Below are 15265 nucleotides of genomic sequence, written 5' to 3'. Positions count from 1 at the left end.
GGCCGGTCCAGCCTTCCGCCCATGACACCGTCGCAGTGCCGCTCCGTGGTCCTGATGCTGCCGGGGACCGGAGCGCAGCACCCCCGTATGGCCCTCGGCCTCTGGCGCCACCAGCCGGTCTTCACCGAAGCCGTCGAAGCGGTGCTGTCCCGGCTCGGCCCCGAGGGCGAGGCGATCCGCGCGGACTGGCTCGCCGACGAACCCCGCGTCCCCCTGGACGCCGACAGCCGTGCGGCGCCGCTGCTGTTCGCCGTGGACTACGCCATGGGGCGGCTGGTGCGGAGCTGGGGCGTGCGGCCGGCGGCGTACCTGGGCCACAGCATGGGGGAGCTCGCCGCCGCGGTGCTCACCGGCGTCTTCGGCCTGGACGCCGCGGTACGGCTGCTGTGGGAGCGGGTCCGGATGCAGCGCTCCACGCCGGTGGGCGGGATGCTCGCGGTGGCGGCCGGGCCGCGGGAGCTGTCCGGTTACCTGGGCGGCGACCTGGTGGTGGGCGCGGTGAACGGGCCGCGCCACACCGTGCTGTCCGGCCCGGAGCACCTGCTGCGCGCGGCCGAGCACGCGCTGCGGGCGGACGGCAGGACCTTCCGGAGACTGGGCACGCACACGCCGTACCACAGTCCCGCCCTGGCCCCGCTGGTGGCGGACACCGTCGACCTCGTCGCCCGGCTGCGCCCGGCCGTCCCCCGCGCCCCGCTGTACTCCGCCTACACCGCGGGCCCCCTCCGCGCACACGAGGCCGTCGACCCGCACTTCTGGGCCGCGCAGCCGACCCGGCCCGTGATGTTCTGGCGCACGCTCGACCGGGTGCTGGGGGACGGTGACCGCCTCCTGGTGGAGACGGGCCCGGCGCAGACCCTGACGGTGCTGGCCCGGGCGCATCCGGCGGTGCGCGCGGGCCGCAGCGCCGTGGTGCCGACGCTGCCGCCCCGGGCGGCCGGGCCCGACGCGGACCGGCGCTGCGTCGAGGCGGCGCGGGCGGCGCTGGCGGACGGAGGGCACCTGGCGGACGGAGGGCATCTGCCGGCGCGCCGGCCCTTCGAGGCCGCCCCCGGCCCGCCCCGCGATGCGCGCACCCCCCACGGCGCAGACCGTGAGCTCCACTGAACTCCCGCGTTTCATAGAGCACTTGACACACCTGACGATCCCATACGGTGAGGGGCACGAGATGGACACAGGGCGCACTGCGCTGGTGACCGGTGGATCGCGCGGCATCGGCCGGGCGGTCGCCGTCCGGCTGGCCCGCGCGGGCCATGCCGTCGGTTTCTGCTCGCGGTCGGCGGACGAGGCCGCGCTGGAGACGGTCCGGCTGGTCGGGGAGACCGGCGCGGCGGTCCACCACGTCGTCTGCGACGTGACCGACCTGGAGGCGGTACGGCGGTTCGTCGACGAGTCGGAGGAGAAGCTCGGCCCGACGCACGCCGTGGTGAACTGCGCCGGCGTGCTCCGGGACCGCCCCATGGCGCTGATGGCGCCGCAGGACTGGCGGCAGGTCGTCGGCACCAGCCTGGACGGGACCTACCACGTGTGCCGCTCGGTGCTGCGCGGCATGCTCGCCCGCCGCTCGGGCGCGATCGTGAACGTCTCCTCGGTCATCGGCGTCTACGGCCACGCGGGGCAGACCAACTACGCGGCGGCCAAGGCCGGGATGAACGGCCTGACCCGGGCGCTCGCCAAGGAGGTCGCGCCCTACGGCGTCCGGGTCAACGCGGTGGCACCGGGATTCATCGACACCGACATGCTGGACGGGATGACGGACAAGGCCCGCACGGCCGCACTGGCCACCGTCGCGATGGGCCGGTTCGGCACCGCCGGGTCCGTGGCGGAACTGGTCGCCTTCCTGCTCTCCGACGCCGCCGACTACATCACCGGCCAGGTGATCCAGATCGACGGCGGGATAGCCCTGTGAGGGCGGCCACATGACCTCCTCCGAACCGCTCGTGCTCCCGGAACCCACGCCGGACCCGCCCGTGTGGACCCTCCTGCGCGAACGCTGGTTCAGCACCCTGTTCCTGACGGACATGTGGGAACGCTTCAGCTACTACGGCATGCAGGCGCTGCTCTTCCTCTACGCCACGACCCCCACTGCCGAGGGCGGTCTCGGACTGTCCGCGGGCACCGCCGGTGCGCTGTTCGGCCTGTACGTGTCCCTGTCGTTCCTGGCGGCCATGCCCGGCGGCTGGCTCGGCGACCGGGTCCTCGGCACGCACCGCGCGATGCTCTGCGGGGCCCTGGCCATCGCCGCCGGGCACGCCTGCATGGCCGTACCCGTACCGGGCCTCTTCTACCTGGGGCTGTTCCTCGTGGCGAGCGGCACCGGCCTGTTCAAGCCCAACCTGCCCGTGGTGTTCGACCAGATGACGCCGGGCGGCGACAGCGGCCGGCGGCAGGCCGCGTTCTCGCTCTTCTACATGAGCGTCCAGGTGAGCGCGCTGACCGGGCCGCTGGTCACCGGCGCGCTCGGCGAACGGGTCGACTGGCACCTGGGGTTCGGTGCGGCCGCCGTCGGCATGCTCGCCGGCGTCGCGCAGTACCTGCGCGGAGCGCCCGCCCTGCGCGGCCGTACGGGCCCGGCCCGTCCGCTGCCGCCCGCCGCGATGCGCCGGCTGGTCCGCGCGTCATGGGCGGCCCTGGGAGCCGCCGTTTCGCTGGGCGCCGCCGTGGCGGCCGCCGGCGGGGTGCCGATCCGGCCCGTGCTGGGCCTGTGCGGGCTCGCCTCGCTGGTCCTGCCGGTGTGGTACTTCCGGCGGCTGCTGCGCGGCCGGGACCTGGACGAACCGGCCCGGGCCCGCATCCGCGGCTACCGCCGCGTCTTCGTACCGGCCGTTCTGTTCTGGGCCATGTACGGGCAACTGGGCTCCGTGTTCAGCCTGTTCGCCGACTCCTACACGGACCGGGACATGGCCGGGTTCGAGGTGCCGGCCAGCTGGTTCCAGTCCGCCCACCCGCTGTTCGTCCTGCTGCTGGCCCCCCTGACCGCCTGGCTGTGGCTGCGGCTGAGGCCGCGCGGCGCCACGGGCACCGTACGGCAGTTCTCGGCCGGACTGCTGGCGGCGGCCGGCGGGTTCGCCGTCCTGGCCTGGGGGGCCCGCACGGCCGAGACCGGCGACACACGGGTGTCCGCCGGCTGGCTGCTGGCCGCCTTCCTCGGCGTCGGCTGCGCCGAACTGGTCTTCGGACCGGTCGGGTTGAGCATCACCGCCGAGTCGGCGCCCGACGGACACGGCAGCCGCATGATGGGCCTGTTCTACCTCGGGGCGGCGCTGGGCGCCGGGGTGGGCGGCCAGCTCTCCCGGCTGGTCGGCGTCGTACCGCTCTGGGCCTATCTGGCCGGGTTCTCCGCCGTCGCCGTACTGACCGCGCTGACGCTGGTCACGACGGTCCCCGGACGCGCGAGCTCCGCTGGACGAGCCCTCAAGGCCGCCGAGTGAGGATCGTTTCCGGACAGCTGAGCCACCGCCCCCGGGGCGGTGGCCGGCCCGCTCGTTCCGTGCCCCGCTCCGAAGGGAGTTCCCCATGGCCCATCGCACCCTCATCGTCGCGCGGATGAACCACGACGACGCCGACAAGGTGGCCGCACTGTTCGCCGAGTCGGACGCCGGCGAGCTGCCGCACATGATCGGCGTGCAGCGCCGCACGCTGTTCCGGTTCCACGGCCTGTACTTCCACCTCGTGGAGGCGGACCAGCCGATCAACGAACGGCTCTACCAGGCCCGCAGCCACCCGCTCTACGCCGACATCAACACCCGCCTCGCCGAGTTCATGACGCCCTACGACCCGAACTGGCGCGAGCCGAAGGACTCCATGGCCGAGCCCTTCTACACCTGGACGCCGTGACGGCGTCCCCGCCGCCCGACCGCATTCCGCCGCTGCCCGGTCCCCACATGGAGCACCTATGCAGACCTTCGACCCCATCAAGATCGCCGTGAACGACGTGCCGGCCAACCGCAGGCGCGGAGGCGACCTGCGTGTCCTGCTCAGCCCCAAGACCTGCGGAGCCACCTCCGGTTTCATGGGCGTCGGCACGCTGGAGCCCGGCGAGTACGTCTCCGAGCACTACCACCCCTACTCCGAGGAGTTCTTCCACGTCGTCCGGGGCCGGCTGCTGCTCCGGGTCGACGGCAGGGAACTGGAACTCGGCGCCGGCGAGTCCTTCATGGTGCCCATCGGTGTCCGGCACCGCATCGAGAACCACGGCACCGAGCAGGCCTTCGTCACCTTCTTCCTCGGGCCGCTCGCGCCCAGCCCGGAAATGGGCCACGTCGACTGCGAGCCGCTGCCCGGCGAGGGCTCGCTCCCCGAAGTGGGAGACGTGCGATGAGCGGCCGTGCGGTCATCACCGGGATCGGGGTCGTCGCCCCGGGCCCGACCGGACGGGAACCGTTCTGGGAGATGATCGTCAAGGGGCGGACGGCGACCCGGGGCATCACCCTCTTCGACCCCTCGCCGTTCCGCAGCCGGATCGGCGCCGAGTGCGACTTCGACCCCGAGCGGGAGGGACTGTCCTACCAGGAGATCCGGCGCACCGACCGGGCCGGCCAGTTCGCCCTGGTCGCCGCCCGCGAGGCCCTGGCGGACAGCGGGTTCGCACCGGACGGCCACAACGCCCACCGGATCGGGGTGAGCATCGGCAACGGCGTCGGCAACGCCATCTCCATGGAGCAGGAGTACCGGACGGTCAGCGACAACGGCCGCGAGTGGCTGGTCGACCCGTCGTACATGAAGCCGCACCTCTACTCCTACGTCATGTCCAGCTCGCTCGCGAAGGAGGTGGCCTGGGCCGTCTGTGCCGAGGGCCCGGCGACCGTCGTCAGTTCCGGGTGCTGCGCGGGCATCGACGCGGTCGGCTACGCCGTCGACCTGATCCGCGAGGGCGCGGCGGACGTGATGGTCGCCGGTGCCACCGACGCCCCGATCTACCCGATCACCGTGTCGTGCTTCGACACCCTGCGTGCCTCCTCCACCAGCAACGACGACCCGGAGCACGCCTGCAAGCCGTTCGACCGGCGACGCAACGGCCTGGTCCTCGGCGAGGGTTCGGCGGTCTTCGTCATCGAGGAACTGGAGCACGCCCGCCGGCGCGGGGCCCGGATCTACTGCGAGGTCGCCGGGTACGCCGCGCGCGCCAACGGCTACCACATGACCGGACTGCGGCCGGACGGACGGGAGATGGGCGAGGCCATCACCGCCGCGCTCGACGAGGCCCGGATCAACCCGGAGGAGATCGACTACTGCAACGCCCACGGCTCGGGCACCCGGCAGAACGACCGGCACGAGACCGCCGCCTACAAGCGCAGCCTCGGCGAGCACGCCTACCGCATCCCGGTCAGCTCCATCAAGTCCATGGTGGGGCACTCGCTGGGTTCCATCGGCTCGATCGAGATCGCCGCGAGCGCCCTCGCCATCGACCGCGGCACGGTGCCGCCCACCGCCAACTACGAGGAACGCGACCCCGAGTGTGACCTCGACTACGTGCCGCAGACGGCGCGCGAGGCCGAGCTGGACGTCGTGCTGAGCGTCGGCAGCGGGTTCGGCGGATTCCAGAGCGCGGTGGTGCTCACGTCCCCGAGGAGGATCGGATGACCGCGTCCGTCATCACCGGTGTCGGCGTCGTCGCCCCCAACGGGCTGGACCGCGAGTCGTGGTGGCAGGCGACCCTGGACGGCAAGTCCGGCCTCGACACCATCAGCCGGTTCGACGCGAGCCGCTACCCGACCCGGGTCGCCGGCGAGGTCACCGGCTTCGACCCGGCCGATCACGCGCCCGCCCGGCTCATCAGCGAGACGGACGCCATGACCCAGTACGCCTTCGCGGCCACCAACGAGGCGCTGGCCGACGCCTCGCTGGACACCGGCGCGTTCGCCGACCTGGACCTGGCGGTGATCACCGCCAACTCCTCCGGCGGCGTCGAGTTCGGCCAGCGCGAGCTGCAGAAGCTCTACAGCGAAGGCCCGCAGGCCGTGGGCGCGTACATGTCCATCGCCTGGTTCTACGCGGCCACCACCGGCCAGCTGTCCATCCGGCACGGCATGCGCGGTCCCTGCGGCGTGCTCTGCTCCGAGCAGGCCGGCGGTCTGGACGTGCTCGCGCAGGCCCGGCGCGTCCTCGCCCGGGGCACGCGGGTGGTGCTGTCCGGCGGCACCGACGCCTCCCTGTCGCCGTACGGACTGACCTGCCAGCTCTCCAACGGCCGGCTCAGCGAACAGCACCGCCCGGACCGCGCGTTCGTGCCCTTCGACCGCGAGGCGAGCGGCTACGTACCCGGCGAGGGCGGGGCGATCCTGGTGGTGGAGAGCCTCGACCAGGCCCGCGCCCGGTCCGCCCCCCAGGTCTACGCGCTTGTCGCCGGGTACGCCGCGACCTTCGACCCGCGCCCCGGCTCCGGCCGCCCGCCCGGCCTGCGCAGGGCGATCGAACTGGCCCTCGCCGACGCCGGGCTGCGGCCCGCCGACGTGGACGTCGTCCTCGCCGACGGCCACGGGGTGCCGGAGCTCGACCGCCAGGAGGCCGAGGCCGTCAACACCGTGTTCGGACCCGGCACCGTCCCCGTGAGCGTCCCCAAGACCATGACGGGCCGCCTGTACGCCGGCGGCGCACCGCTCGACGTGGCCGCCGCGGTGCTGGCGCTGCGGGACCAGATCATCCCGCCGGCCGTCAACACGGTCGCCGACCCCGCGCACCGCCTCGACGTGGTGACGGACCGGCCCCGGCGCGCCCGCCTGCGCACCGCGCTCGTCCTGGCGCGCGGCTACGGCGGGTTCAACGCCGCCGTCGTCCTGCGCTCCGCGTGACCACCACCCGTACGCCCTGCACAGCACCCCATGTCCAGGAGGTAGCGAACCCATGAGCAGCATGACCTTCGACGACCTGAAGCAGATCATGACCAGCGCGGTCGGTGAGGGGGAGGCCGAGGAACTGGAGGAGAGCCGGCTCGGCGTGGCCTTCACGGAGATCGGATACGACTCGCTCGCGGTGCTGGAGATCGCCAGCCAGATCCAGCGGCAGTACGGACTGAAGATCCCCGACGAGGCCATCGAGGAGATGGACTCGCCGCAGGCCGTGCTGGACTACGTCAACGCACGTCTGGCGGCGGTCTGATGGCCACCACCGACAACTCCGTCGTCATCGACGCTCCCCTGGACCTGGTGTGGGAGATGACCAACGACGTCGAGTCCTGGCCGGACCTCTTCTCGGAGTACGCGGCGGCCGAGATCCTGGAACGGGAGGGCGACACCGTCCGCTTCCGGCTCACGCTGCGCCCCGACGACAACGGCGACGTGTGGAGCTGGGTCTCCGAGCGCACCCCCGACCCGGTCACCCGCACGGTCCGGGCCCGCCGGATCGAGACCGGCCCCTTCACCCACATGAACCTGTTCTGGCAGTACCGGCAGACCGGGGACGGCGTCGAGATGCGCTGGCAGCAGGAGTTCACCGTGCGGCCGGGGCTGCCGTTCGGGGACGCGGAGATGACCGAGCGGCTCAACCGCAACACCCGCAGGGAGATGGCCCGGATCAAGGAGCTCGTCGAGAAGGCCGCCGCCGACCGGGGACGGGAGGAGCGGTGACGGCCGGACTGCGGGTCGCCCTGCGCATCGAGATCAGCGCCGGCCGCGAGGCCGAGTTCGAGGAGCTGTGGCGCAGCCACGCCCAGACCGTGCGCCGGTTCCCGCACAACCACGGCCAGCAGCTCCTGCGCCAGGTCGACCGGCCGGGCGTGTACACCGTGCTGACGGACTGGACGGACGAGCCGGCGTTCCGGGCGTTCGAGCGGAGCCCGGAGCAGCAGGCGTACCTGAAGCGGCTGTGGCCGATGCGGACCGCCGGCGAGATGCGTCTGCTGGAGCCCCTGCACCACCTGTCACCCGCCGCGACGGCCGCGGCCGAGCAACCAGGGAGAACGGCATGACCACACAGCAGCAGGACGTGACCGACCTGATCGACCTGGTGGAGTCGACACCGGCCAGGGAACTGGAAGCGGCCGTGGCCCAGCGCCCCGGCGGGGTGGACGCCACCCTGCGGCTCCTGTTCGACCTGCTGGTCTCGGAGTTCAACCCCGGGAAGGCCGGCGGCGAGAAGGGCACCTTCCAGTTCGACGTCGCCACCTCCACCGGCCGGAAGCCGTACTGGGTGCACGTCGAGGACGGCACCTGCGACTGCGGCGCGGGACAGCACGAGGCGCCCGACATCACCATCGGCATCAAGCTGCCCGACATGATCGCCATGGGGGTCGGCAAGCTGCCCGGCGCGAAGGCGTTCCTGACCGGGAAGCTCAAGCTGAGCGGCAGCCCCCTGATGGGCACCAAGCTGGGGGAGTGGTTCGACCACCCCGAGATCTGACCGACCGCCACAGCGGAAGCCGCCGCCGGGTCCCGGATCCGGCGGCGGCTTCGTCATCGTGCGTGCGGTGAGGCCGCGTCGTCGAGAGCGGCCCCGGTCTCACTCCACGCCGAGGACCGACATGTGCGCGATGGACGTCATCGCCTGCTCGTGCGTGCGGACCAGGTAGGCGTCCGGGTCCACGGGCCGGCTCGGATCGAGCAGGTAGTCCGCCAGCCAGGCCTCGGCCCTCTCACCATGGCACCGGTCCGACAGGTAGCCGACGACGTCGTACGGATGGCCGTCGTACTGGACCACCCGCACCAGCGTGTCCTGCTGCAGGAACAGGGCCGTGCGCACGATCGTCGGGTGGTCGGGGGACACCCGCAGCGGTGTGCCGCGGCCCGAGACGTCCCGGGCATCGGCGAGTTCGGCGCCTGCCCCGGGACGCAGTGGATAGCGCAACGCCACCGTGCCGGCCGCAGGCCGCTCGTCGGGACTGTCCTGCTCCAGCACGAGCATCAGGCTGCGGTGGAAGTGGTCCCGGAAGCCCTGTTCGGTCTCGGTGTCGCGCGGCTCGGTCAGCCAGGGCTGGATCGCCCGCTCGGCCTCGCGCACGCCCCCCTGCACCGACATGTGGCGGGCGATCTGCGCCGCGGGAACACCGTCGTGGTGGATCACTCTGACCAGGATCTCGCCCTGCACGAACAGTCCCGTGCCGAGCAGCATCCCGACCGTCCGGCCGGTGGCGTCCTTGATGACGGGCGAGTCGACCCGGGTGAAGTTACGGGGTGAGAACACCTCGATGAGCCGGTCCTCGTGACCGGCCTTGACGCGGTAGGTGATCGCGTCCAGTGGCATGCGGCTTCCTTCCTCTTCAGCGGGTGGCGAGCACCGCGACGGTGTCGGTGAGCAGTGCGAGGAGCGCGAGGGCGGTGCGCAGCCGGTGCCAGGCGCGCCACAGCGGCCGCGGATCCTGCCAGGGCCCGTCGGCGGCGAACGCGCCCAGTGACCGGTTGATCGGGACGTTGCCGAGGTGCGAAACCGCCTGCACCCCGATGAGCAGCACCGACGCCAGGGGGAACAACCACCGGGCCGGCGGCTCGGCGAGCCACGCCAGGGCGAATCCGCCGAGGGTGACGACGTTGACCAGGATCGGCATCAGCGGGTGGTAGCCCTTGCCCAGCAGCGCATGGGCGCGCAGGTAGTCGGCGCGTTCCATGGCCGCCATCGCCGGGGCGACGCTCACCGCCACCGCCACGAAGATCCCGGTGACGGTGCCCGTCCCGACGAGCACCGTCCCGGCGAGCACTTGTTCAGCAATCACGCGGCATCACGACTCCGAACGGCAGTGGGTAGGTCGACCGTCACCCTGGCCCGCCCGGCTCGATGCGCCGTGGAGCGGCACTCAACGAATCCCCGCCGGGGTCCGGCACCGCCGCGCGTCGAGCCGCGGTCGAGTCCTCTTCGACCGGCGGCTCCGACAGTCGTGGCACCAGTTCGCCGCGCCGGGCGGCGGCCACGTCGGAGGTGACCACGTTGCAGCCCACGCACGTTCTGATGCCCCTGGCCTTGTTCGCCGGTGGTCTCGCGGCGGGCGGCCTGTCGATCTCGGTGCTCGCCGCCCCGCTCTTCACGACCCTGCCCACCAGCATGTACGTGCCGGTCCACCAGGGCCTCGTGACCCGCTTCGACCCGTTCATGCCGGTGTCGCTGCTCAGTTGCCTGCTGTGCGACGTGGCCCTGGCGGCCCTGCCCGGCGGTGACGCGGCCGTCCGCGTGCTCGCGGCGCTGGCGGCGGTGCTCCTCGTGAGCGCCATGACGGTGTCGCTCACCAAGAACGTCCCCATCAACCGCTGGCTGTCGACCCTCGACGCCCGGCGACTGCCGGCCGACTTCGCCGCGCGCGACCCGCGCGAGCGCTGGATCCGCTGGAACCGCGTGCGCGGTGCGCTGGCCGTGTCGGCGCTGGTCGTCAACGTCGTCGCGGCCGCCACTCTGATGTGATCCCCCGCCAGTCCCGCCTGACGGCCCCTCACCCATCCCAGTCCCCGGAAGAACCAGGAGAACCCTGTGGACGCAATGACCGGCGTGGTCGGCCCGCCGATGGCAGGGGCGCTGCCGCCCCATGTGCGGCTGCTGCTGCTCACCGACGGCACGCGGATCTCCCGCGTACTGCACGTGGTCGCCGAGCTCGGCGTCGCCGACGAACTGGCGGACGGCCCGCTCGACGTCCCCACGCTCGCCGCGCGCACCGGCACCCACGCCGACAGCCTCGGCCGGGTGCTTCGCGTGGCCGCGGCCTTCGGCCTGTTCGAGGAGGCACCCGACGGGCGGTACGGGTTGACGGAGCTCAGCCAGGCGCTGCGCTCCGACGTCCCCGGCAGCCAACGGGACATGGTGCTCTACAACGGCGACGACGTGATGTGGCGCTCGTACGGCCGGCTCATCCACACCGTGCGCACCGGCGAGCCCGCCTTCGAGGACGTCTTCGGGCACAGCTTCTTCGCGCACCTGGAGCAGAACCCGCGGACGGGCGCCCTGTTCGACCGGGCCATGACCGGCATGAGCCGGGCCACGACCGCGATGCTGCTGGACGGCTTCGACTTCGGGCGCTTCCCCCGCATCACCGACGTGGGCGGCGGCCACGGCTACTTCCTGGCCGAGGTCCTCAAACGCCACCCCGGCAGCACCGGCACGCTCGTCGACCGGCCCGCCGTGGTGGAGGAGGCCGGCAAGCTGCTCGAGGCGGCGGGCGTCGCCGACCGCGCGGAGGTGGTGGCCGGGGACTTCTTCGAGGCGCTGCCGCCCGGGGCGGACGCCTACGTCCTCAAGGCCGTCCTGCACGACTGGGACGACGAACACGCCGTCCGCATCCTCGGCCGGATCCGCGAGGCGCTGGCGGGCCGGCCCGACGGACGGCTGCTGGTCTGCGAGTTCCTGGTGGGGCCGGCCGGCCGGTGGGACCGCGGCAAGCTGCTCGACCTGGACATGATGCTGCGCTTCGGCGGCCGCGAGCGCGACGAGGAGCAGTGGCGCGCACTGCTGGCGGCGGCCGGGCTGGAGCTCGTGAACGACCCCGTACCCGGCCGCTGGGCGGTGCTGGAGTGCCGCCCGGCCGGCACCGGCTGAACCGGCCGGCGCACGACAACCACGACGAGTGACGCACATCCCCGACGAGTGACGGACATCCCCGACGAGTGACGGAGGAAGACGTGGATCTGCAACTGGCGGGAAAGAAGGCGCTGGTCACCGGCGGCACCAGGGGCATCGGGCGGGCCATCGTGCTCTCGCTGGCCCGGGCCGGCGCCCAGGTGGTGACCTGCTACCGGCAGGACGGCGAGGCGGTGGAACGCCTCACCCGCGAACTGAAGGAGATCGGCGGCGACCACGCGGTGGTGAAGGCCGACGTGGGGCAGCGGGAGGGGGTCGAGCAGCTCCTGCGGGAGGTGCGCGACCGCTTCGACAGCCTCGACGTGCTGGTCAACAACGCGGGTGTGATCAGCCACATCCCCTTCGCCGAACTGCCCGTCGAGGAGTGGGAGCGGGTCATCGCGACCAACCTGACCGGCCCGTTCATGGTGATCGGCAAGGCGCTGCCGCTGCTGCGCTCCGGATCGTCGGTGATCAACGTGGGCTCCCGCGGCGCGATGGCCGGCATCCCGCTGCGCAGCCACTACACGGCGTCGAAGGCGGGCCTCGTCGGCCTGACCCGCAGCCTGTGCAAGGAACTCGGCGGCAAGGGGATCCGGTTCAACGTGGTCGCCCCCGGCGTCATCGACACCTCCGAGCCCGACGAACTGTCGGAGGAGCAGCGGGCCCAGTACAACGAGCGCTACCTGCGCATGATGGCGCTGGGCAGGTTCGGCCGGCCCGAGGAGATCGCCGGTGCGGTGCTCTTCCTGGCGAGCGGCCTGTCGTCGTACGTCAACGGCGAGACCCTGCACGTCGACGGGGGTGTCTGAGATGGCGTCCGCACAGGCGGGCACCTTCCGGGTGCTGCTCACCGTGCAGGTGAAACCGGGCACCGAGGCGGAGTTCGAGAAGGTTTGGGAGGAGGGCAGCAAGGAGGTCACCGCGCAGAGCGGCAACCTCGGCCACACGCTGGCCCGCGGCGCCCAGGAGGAGCCGGTCTACTTCGTGGTCAGCGACTGGACGGACCGGGACTCCTTCCTCGCCTTCGAGCGGAGCCCGGAGCACATCGCGCACCGCGAGAAGCTCCACCCGTTCCGGGCCGGCGGCTCGCTGGCGATGATGCACCTGGTGAGGGGCTCGTGACGGCCGGACGCGCGGGCCGGGTGCGCGTCATGCTGTACCTGCGGGGCGGGGAGACGGACGCGCCGGAGATCGAGGACGCCTATCACCGCATCAGCGAGGACCTGTCGGCGACCCCGGGTCTGCTGGGCAACGAGCTGCTGCGCAGTCTGACCGAGCCCGGCGGGTGGGCCGTGCTGAGCGAGTGGGAGAGCCTGGACGCCTTCCGCCGGTGGGAGTCGGGCTCCGCGCACCGGGGCACGACCTCCCCGCTGCGTCCCTACCAGGACCGGGAGCGGTCACTGCCCTTCGCTCTGCTGGAGGTCGCCGCACGGCACTGACGGGCGCGGGACGGGACGGCGGTGCCCGGGAGGACGCGAGGGTCTTCCCGGGCACCGCCGTGTGTGGGAACGTCGAGGGGCCGCCGACTGCCGTGTGCGCAGGAGGCGTTCAGGGCAGGCGCACGACCTGGCCCGCGTAGACCAGTCCCGCCCCGAAGCCGACGAGCAGGGCCAGGCCCCCGCTCGGCGCCTTGCCGCTGGACAGCAGTTCGTCCATGGCCAGCGGGATGGAGGCCGCGGAGCTGTTGCCGCTGTGGACGATGTCCCGGGCGACGGCGGTGTGTTCCGGCAGTCCGAGCTGTTCGACGACGTGGTCGGTGATCAGCATGTTGGCCTGGTGCGGGATGAACGCGTCGAGCTGGTCCACGGTGACGCCGGCCAGGTCGAGCATGCGCCGGGTGGCGGGGACGAGTTCCGTCGTGGCCCAGCGGTACACCTTCCAGCCCGACATGGTGATGACGGGCCGCTCCCCGGGCCGTTCACCGGTTCCGTCGTGCCAGGGGGCGCTCATCTTCAGGGCCGCGTTGCGCGAGCCGTCCGCGTTCCAGACCACGGGGCCGATGCCGGGTTCCCGGGAGGGGCCGATCACGACCGCGCCGGCGCCGTCGGCGAAGAGGAAGGCGGTGTCGCGGTCGGAGTGGTCGAGGATGTCCGTCATCCGCTCGGCGCCGATGACGAGGGCGCGCTCGGCCCTGCCCAGGCGGACGAGGTCACTGGCGAGTGCCACGGCGTGGCAGAACCCGGCGCAGGCGGCGGAGACGTCGAACGCGGCGGCCCGCGTGGCGCCGAGGCGGTGGGCGACCTCGACGGCGGCCGCGGGCATCTGCTCCATGGAGGTGATGGTGGCGACGATGACCAGGTCGAGCTCGTCCGGGGCGACGCCCGCCGCGGCGAGCGCCTTGTCGGCCGCGGACACGGCCATCATGGGCAGTGTCTCGGCGGCGGAGGCGTAGCGGCGCGACCGGATGCCGGACCGGCGCTCGATCCAGCCGGGGTCGAGACCGGTCCGCTCGGCGACGACCTCGTTCGGCACGGACTGTTCCGGGCGGTAGGCGCCGACTCCGAGGAGTCGGCTGTGGCGCAGCACCCCTGTGTCACGGATCGCTGTCATGGCTGTCCTCTCACTGCGTACGAGTGGGCCCCGGGCGGAAAAACGGTCGCCGGGCGGGCTCGAAGCAGGCTCGAAGGGCGGTGGACAGCGGTGGGGGCGACGCTCAGGAACGCCGGGCCCTGTCGAGGGAGTCCACGAACTTGCCGAGCAGCCGGGCGAGTTCGGCCTGTTCCTCGGGGTCCCAGTCGCCCAGCACCTCGGCGTAGAAGCGCTGCCGGGTGCGGTGGGCGGCCTCGACCGCCTCGCGGCCGGCCTCGGTCAGCTCCAGGCAGCTGCGCCGGCCGTCCTCCTGGGAGGCGACGCGCCGTACGTAACCGGACTTCACCGCGTCGGCGACGATCCGGCTGGCCCGCGAGGGGTCGATGGCGAGGCGGTCGGCGACGACTCCCACGGTGACGTCCCCGCCGTGCTCGCCGCCGCCCGCGTCGACGGCGTCGATGACGGAGAGCGTCGGCAGTTCCACCGGCTGGGTCATGCCCTGGACGGTGGGGCGGGCCAGGCTGCCGCGGGACTGCCGGCGTCGGATGCGCACCATCGCCCGCTCGACGGTGTCGAGTACGGCCGGATCGATGTGCGCGCCGGTGAGAAGGGTGTCGTTTTTCGTCACGGTTGAAGGCTAACCGCACATAAGTCCACGAGGCATCCCCTGGCGTGGGTCAATTGAATGCTGATAGCATATGTTTGTCAGCAACATGTTATTCGTGCCCTCTCTCGTGAACGGGGAGTGTTGTCATGTCCACATCTTCCGAGGTCGGCCGGGGTGCGGCCGGTGCGCGCGCCCTGGCGACGCTCGCCGCGATCGTCGTCGCCGTCCTCGTCTGGCTCCTCGCCGACTCCGTCTTCGGCGTCGAGCTGCGCACCCCGGAGGGCCCGGGCTCCAGCGGGACCAGGGAACTCACCCTGCCCACCGCGGCCGTCACCGCCGGCGTGGTGGCCCTGCTCGGCTGGTGCCTGCTCGCCCTGCTCGAACGGCGCTCCGCCCGGGCGCGCACCGTCTGGACCCGGGTGGCCGTGGGCGTGCTGGTCCTGTCGCTCTTCGCGCCGCTGTTCGCCGAGGGGCTGTCGGCGGGCAACCGGGTCTCCCTGGTCCTGCTGCACCTGGGCGTGGGCGCCGTGGTGATCCCCGCCTTCCGCCGCGACGCCCGTACGGCCTGACGGCCCGGCCCTGTCCACCGCCGCTCCAACCGGATTCGAGTGCCGGGCGGGAGCTTGGGAGCAGTGATCTCATACGCCACGGAGGGAG

At 72.5% G+C, this 15265-nt stretch carries 21 protein-coding genes; 17 read left to right on the top strand and 4 right to left on the bottom strand.

What is annotated here, in order from left to right; genetic code table 11:
* Nucleotides 1-21 precede the first annotated feature (21 nt).
* From ACZ7N4_RS14245 to ACZ7N4_RS14195, 11 genes are all read left to right on the top strand, one after another.
* Complete coding sequence (locus ACZ7N4_RS14245) at nucleotides 22-1107, top strand: acyltransferase domain-containing protein (RefSeq protein WP_471357875.1); 1086 nt, start codon at nucleotides 22-24, stop codon at nucleotides 1105-1107.
* Between the two features lie 61 nt (nucleotides 1108-1168).
* Nucleotides 1169-1909: a 3-oxoacyl-ACP reductase FabG gene (fabG, locus tag ACZ7N4_RS14240; RefSeq protein ID WP_471357873.1), complete on the top strand. Its 741-nt coding sequence runs from the start codon at nucleotides 1169-1171 to the stop codon at nucleotides 1907-1909.
* A gap of 10 nt (nucleotides 1910-1919) precedes the next feature.
* Complete coding sequence (locus tag ACZ7N4_RS14235; protein WP_471357870.1) at nucleotides 1920-3431, top strand: peptide MFS transporter; 1512 nt, start codon at nucleotides 1920-1922, stop codon at nucleotides 3429-3431.
* 85 nt (nucleotides 3432-3516) lie between these two features.
* A complete protein-coding gene (locus ACZ7N4_RS14230; protein ID WP_471357868.1) occupies nucleotides 3517-3837 on the top strand; it encodes a TcmI family type II polyketide cyclase in 321 nt (106 codons plus the stop codon).
* 58 nt (nucleotides 3838-3895) lie between these two features.
* Nucleotides 3896-4321, top strand: a complete 426-nt coding sequence (locus ACZ7N4_RS14225) for a cupin domain-containing protein (protein ID WP_471357866.1) — start codon at nucleotides 3896-3898, stop codon at nucleotides 4319-4321.
* Nucleotides 4318-5583, top strand: a complete 1266-nt coding sequence (locus ACZ7N4_RS14220; RefSeq protein ID WP_471357863.1) for a beta-ketoacyl-[acyl-carrier-protein] synthase family protein — start codon at nucleotides 4318-4320, stop codon at nucleotides 5581-5583. Before ACZ7N4_RS14225 ends, ACZ7N4_RS14220 begins: the two co-directional genes overlap by 4 nt.
* Nucleotides 5580-6791 (top strand): ketosynthase chain-length factor, encoded by a 1212-nt coding sequence (locus tag ACZ7N4_RS14215; protein ID WP_471357861.1) that lies wholly within the window; start codon nucleotides 5580-5582, stop codon nucleotides 6789-6791. The genes ACZ7N4_RS14220 and ACZ7N4_RS14215 overlap by 4 nt, the downstream gene beginning before the upstream one ends.
* A gap of 52 nt (nucleotides 6792-6843) precedes the next feature.
* Nucleotides 6844-7098, top strand: coding sequence for an acyl carrier protein (locus tag ACZ7N4_RS14210; protein WP_471357859.1), 255 nt, complete (start codon nucleotides 6844-6846; stop codon nucleotides 7096-7098).
* The gene (locus ACZ7N4_RS14205) at nucleotides 7095-7565 is read left to right on the top strand and encodes an SRPBCC family protein (protein ID WP_471358033.1); all 471 of its coding nucleotides are present in this window, start codon (nucleotides 7095-7097) and stop codon (nucleotides 7563-7565) included. The genes ACZ7N4_RS14210 and ACZ7N4_RS14205 overlap by 4 nt, the downstream gene beginning before the upstream one ends.
* Nucleotides 7562-7906 (top strand): antibiotic biosynthesis monooxygenase family protein, encoded by a 345-nt coding sequence (locus tag ACZ7N4_RS14200; RefSeq protein ID WP_471357857.1) that lies wholly within the window; start codon nucleotides 7562-7564, stop codon nucleotides 7904-7906. Before ACZ7N4_RS14205 ends, ACZ7N4_RS14200 begins: the two co-directional genes overlap by 4 nt.
* Complete coding sequence (locus ACZ7N4_RS14195; RefSeq protein WP_471357854.1) at nucleotides 7903-8337, top strand: SCP2 sterol-binding domain-containing protein; 435 nt, start codon at nucleotides 7903-7905, stop codon at nucleotides 8335-8337. Before ACZ7N4_RS14200 ends, ACZ7N4_RS14195 begins: the two co-directional genes overlap by 4 nt.
* 99 nt (nucleotides 8338-8436) lie before the next feature.
* Here ACZ7N4_RS14195 and ACZ7N4_RS14190 read toward each other — a convergent pair whose 3' ends face one another.
* Both ACZ7N4_RS14190 and ACZ7N4_RS14185 read right to left on the bottom strand, forming a co-directional pair.
* Nucleotides 8437-9177, bottom strand: coding sequence for a SchA/CurD-like domain-containing protein (locus tag ACZ7N4_RS14190; RefSeq protein WP_471357851.1), 741 nt, complete (start codon nucleotides 9175-9177; stop codon nucleotides 8437-8439).
* Between the two features lie 16 nt (nucleotides 9178-9193).
* Nucleotides 9194-9643 (bottom strand): anthrone oxygenase family protein, encoded by a 450-nt coding sequence (locus ACZ7N4_RS14185; RefSeq protein WP_471357848.1) that lies wholly within the window; start codon nucleotides 9641-9643, stop codon nucleotides 9194-9196.
* A gap of 233 nt (nucleotides 9644-9876) precedes the next feature.
* Between ACZ7N4_RS14185 and ACZ7N4_RS14180 the strand changes: the two genes are divergently transcribed.
* The 5 genes from ACZ7N4_RS14180 (at nucleotide 9877) to ACZ7N4_RS14160 (ending at nucleotide 12911) form a co-directional block, all read left to right on the top strand.
* Nucleotides 9877-10323 carry an anthrone oxygenase family protein gene (locus ACZ7N4_RS14180; RefSeq protein WP_471357847.1) on the top strand — a complete coding sequence of 149 codons (447 nt, stop codon included), beginning with the start codon at nucleotides 9877-9879 and terminating at the stop codon, nucleotides 10321-10323.
* Between the two features lie 75 nt (nucleotides 10324-10398).
* On the top strand, nucleotides 10399-11448 hold the full coding sequence (locus ACZ7N4_RS14175; RefSeq protein WP_471358030.1) for a methyltransferase: 1050 nt from the start codon (nucleotides 10399-10401) through the stop codon (nucleotides 11446-11448).
* A gap of 83 nt (nucleotides 11449-11531) precedes the next feature.
* On the top strand, nucleotides 11532-12281 hold the full coding sequence (locus ACZ7N4_RS14170) for an SDR family NAD(P)-dependent oxidoreductase (RefSeq protein WP_471357844.1): 750 nt from the start codon (nucleotides 11532-11534) through the stop codon (nucleotides 12279-12281).
* Nucleotide 12282: 1 nt separating this feature from the next.
* The gene (locus ACZ7N4_RS14165; protein WP_471357841.1) at nucleotides 12283-12594 is read left to right on the top strand and encodes an antibiotic biosynthesis monooxygenase family protein; all 312 of its coding nucleotides are present in this window, start codon (nucleotides 12283-12285) and stop codon (nucleotides 12592-12594) included.
* Entirely contained in the window at nucleotides 12591-12911 is a 321-nt protein-coding gene (locus ACZ7N4_RS14160; protein ID WP_471357839.1) for an antibiotic biosynthesis monooxygenase family protein, read from the top strand. The genes ACZ7N4_RS14165 and ACZ7N4_RS14160 overlap by 4 nt, the downstream gene beginning before the upstream one ends.
* A gap of 109 nt (nucleotides 12912-13020) precedes the next feature.
* Here the strand turns inward: ACZ7N4_RS14160 and ACZ7N4_RS14155 are convergent, their stop codons facing one another.
* Nucleotides 13021-14022 carry a beta-ketoacyl-ACP synthase 3 gene (locus tag ACZ7N4_RS14155; RefSeq protein WP_471357836.1) on the bottom strand — a complete coding sequence of 334 codons (1002 nt, stop codon included), beginning with the start codon at nucleotides 14020-14022 and terminating at the stop codon, nucleotides 13021-13023.
* A gap of 103 nt (nucleotides 14023-14125) precedes the next feature.
* Nucleotides 14126-14629 carry a MarR family winged helix-turn-helix transcriptional regulator gene (locus tag ACZ7N4_RS14150; RefSeq protein ID WP_471357834.1) on the bottom strand — a complete coding sequence of 168 codons (504 nt, stop codon included), beginning with the start codon at nucleotides 14627-14629 and terminating at the stop codon, nucleotides 14126-14128.
* 125 nt (nucleotides 14630-14754) lie between these two features.
* Here ACZ7N4_RS14150 and ACZ7N4_RS14145 point away from each other — a divergent pair, with 125 nt between their 5' ends.
* Nucleotides 14755-15177, top strand: a complete 423-nt coding sequence (locus ACZ7N4_RS14145) for a DUF6069 family protein (RefSeq protein WP_471357831.1) — start codon at nucleotides 14755-14757, stop codon at nucleotides 15175-15177.
* The last annotated feature ends 88 nt before the right edge of the window (nucleotides 15178-15265 follow it).

The organism is Streptomyces sp. NPDC107654 (genome assembly GCF_055639035.1).
This window is presented reverse-complemented; position numbering and strand designations above follow the sequence as displayed.

Excerpts from the sequence above, each read along its gene's own strand:
- ACZ7N4_RS14155 (WP_471357836.1), bottom strand. The coding sequence starts at position 14,022 with ATGACAGCGATCCGTGACACAGGGGTGCTGCGCCACAGCCGACTCCTC.
- ACZ7N4_RS14210 (WP_471357859.1), top strand. The coding sequence starts at position 6,844 with ATGAGCAGCATGACCTTCGACGACCTGAAGCAGATCATGACCAGCGCG.
- ACZ7N4_RS14180 (WP_471357847.1), top strand. The coding sequence starts at position 9,877 with ATGCCCCTGGCCTTGTTCGCCGGTGGTCTCGCGGCGGGCGGCCTGTCG.
- ACZ7N4_RS14220 (WP_471357863.1), top strand. The coding sequence starts at position 4,318 with ATGAGCGGCCGTGCGGTCATCACCGGGATCGGGGTCGTCGCCCCGGGC.
- ACZ7N4_RS14215 (WP_471357861.1), top strand. The coding sequence starts at position 5,580 with ATGACCGCGTCCGTCATCACCGGTGTCGGCGTCGTCGCCCCCAACGGG.
- ACZ7N4_RS14245 (WP_471357875.1), top strand. The coding sequence starts at position 22 with ATGACACCGTCGCAGTGCCGCTCCGTGGTCCTGATGCTGCCGGGGACC.
- ACZ7N4_RS14145 (WP_471357831.1), top strand. The coding sequence starts at position 14,755 with ATGTCCACATCTTCCGAGGTCGGCCGGGGTGCGGCCGGTGCGCGCGCC.
- ACZ7N4_RS14235 (WP_471357870.1), top strand. The coding sequence starts at position 1,920 with ATGACCTCCTCCGAACCGCTCGTGCTCCCGGAACCCACGCCGGACCCG.
- ACZ7N4_RS14165 (WP_471357841.1), top strand. The coding sequence starts at position 12,283 with ATGGCGTCCGCACAGGCGGGCACCTTCCGGGTGCTGCTCACCGTGCAG.
- ACZ7N4_RS14225 (WP_471357866.1), top strand. The coding sequence starts at position 3,896 with ATGCAGACCTTCGACCCCATCAAGATCGCCGTGAACGACGTGCCGGCC.
- ACZ7N4_RS14230 (WP_471357868.1), top strand. The coding sequence starts at position 3,517 with ATGGCCCATCGCACCCTCATCGTCGCGCGGATGAACCACGACGACGCC.
- fabG (WP_471357873.1), top strand. The coding sequence starts at position 1,169 with ATGGACACAGGGCGCACTGCGCTGGTGACCGGTGGATCGCGCGGCATC.
- ACZ7N4_RS14195 (WP_471357854.1), top strand. The coding sequence starts at position 7,903 with ATGACCACACAGCAGCAGGACGTGACCGACCTGATCGACCTGGTGGAG.
- ACZ7N4_RS14190 (WP_471357851.1), bottom strand. The coding sequence starts at position 9,177 with ATGCCACTGGACGCGATCACCTACCGCGTCAAGGCCGGTCACGAGGAC.
- ACZ7N4_RS14175 (WP_471358030.1), top strand. The coding sequence starts at position 10,399 with ATGACCGGCGTGGTCGGCCCGCCGATGGCAGGGGCGCTGCCGCCCCAT.